Source organism: Alteromonas sp. MmMcT2-2, assembly GCF_022348305.1.
GTDB lineage: Bacteria > Pseudomonadota > Gammaproteobacteria > Enterobacterales > Alteromonadaceae > Alteromonas > Alteromonas macleodii.
In genome coordinates, this window is record NZ_JAKRFA010000121.1 from 1 (window position 1) to 1,125 (window position 1,125).

General features: G+C 45.6%; 1 protein-coding gene. It reads left to right on the forward strand.

Annotated features, from left to right (window positions below):
* Positions 1 to 352 precede the first annotated feature (352 nt).
* Positions 353 to 1,125 (forward strand): reverse transcriptase domain-containing protein (locus tag MHM99_RS21105; protein WP_275445640.1); only part of this gene is annotated, 773 nt, incomplete at its 3' end.

A 1,125-nucleotide genomic window follows, 5' to 3' on the forward strand; every position in this document is an offset into this window, starting at 1 on the left:
GGTAAGAGATGTATTGTCCGACCGGGATCTATGGCCGGGGCAAAGGTACAGGATGGAATTCTCAGGAACCTGTGAGATCCAGTATTGACCTGAGTATTAATAAGCGTTTGGCTTTAGCTATTAACAAAGCCGGGCTGTCTGGTAACGGCTTCTAATCAGACAGAGCGAACATGAAGCACGCTCAGGAGCTTAAAAGCGAATCCATAAGTGATTAGGTAGTAGATGCTGGAAGTCTTAGTGCGCCATAGTACTGTTGACTTGGGGGAACTCTGCTCAGGAGGACCCTAACGAGGAAAGGGCGCACCATAACTTTTTAACTGTTGATGGGAAACATAAAGGTGCTCAGAAACCGATGATTGTGTCAACGAAACAACAACAGATAGCCAAATTGGCTAAAGAGAAACCGAAACTAGTATTCACATCACTCAATCATCAGCTGGATATTGAGTGGCTATATGAAGCGTATCGGCTCACACGTAAAGATGGCGCAGTTGGCATAGATGGTGAAACAGCACGTGACTATGAACAGCACTTGGATGCAAATCTGCAATCATTGCTTGAACGAGTCAAGTCTGGACGCTATCGAGCGCCTGCTATTCGTCGCGTGTTTATTCCCAAGGGCGATGGCAAGCTGCGTCCACTTGGGATCCCCACATTTGAAGACAAGCTTGTTCAACGTGCTGTTGTAATGCTACTGGAGCCAATATACGAACAGACGTTCTATGACTGTTCATTTGGTTTTCGACCGGGCTACTCTGCGCACCAAGCGCTACAAAGTCTTCGTAATCACATCATGGATGACGGGGGGAAGTGGGTACTAGACGTGGATATACAGCAGTATTTCGATACCATTGAACATACTCAGTTGAGAAACTTTTTAGACCAACGAGTGACGGATGGCGTTATTCGTAAAATGATAGACAAATGGTTAAAAGCCGGTGTGATGGATGGGAGTAAACTAAAGAAGTCTGTAATCGGGACGCCACAAGGCGGTGTTATTTCTCCTTTGCTAGCAAATATATACTTGCACTATGTATTGGATGAATGGTTTGCCAATACGGTTAAACCTCGCATGCGTGGGCGTTCAAGTTTGACTCGGTTTGCGGACGATTTTGTTATGGTGTT